1 protein-coding gene is annotated in these 311 nt (G+C 41.5%); it reads left to right on the top strand.

Annotated features, from left to right (window positions below):
* Positions 1-76: 76 nt before the first annotated feature.
* Complete coding sequence (locus tag PL85_RS18650) at positions 77-259, top strand: hypothetical protein (RefSeq protein ID WP_115339773.1); 183 nt, start codon at positions 77-79, stop codon at positions 257-259.
* The last annotated feature ends 52 nt before the right edge of the window (positions 260-311 follow it).

Raw genomic sequence — 311 nt, 5'->3', positions numbered from 1 at the left:
GAAAACCTTCAAGGTATGTTGAGTTTCATCCGGCTTTATCCAGAGCTTAAAGTCCAAGAACTGGAGGCATCGAGCCGTGAATCAGCATAAAGAGGTTCGTTTTTGTATTTGTGGTGATTGTAGCGTGATTGTTCCTTTTTCCGCTGAGTTGCATAACGAAGATGAGTTTTGTGAATGCGGCGGTCAAATGTGTGGTTGTGATTTTTGCAATCAAACTTACGCCAGCCATTTAAATCCGGTACTACTAACCAAACTCTAGTGAGTTAGTGCGCATTATTTGCGGTTATGGTTAATACAGTTGCATACGCATT

Origin of the sequence: Vibrio anguillarum, from assembly GCF_001989995.2 — a bacterium.
GTDB lineage: Bacteria > Pseudomonadota > Gammaproteobacteria > Enterobacterales > Vibrionaceae > Vibrio > Vibrio anguillarum.
The sequence above is the reverse complement of the archived record's forward strand: the minus strand, read 5'-3'. Positions and strand labels throughout refer to the sequence as shown.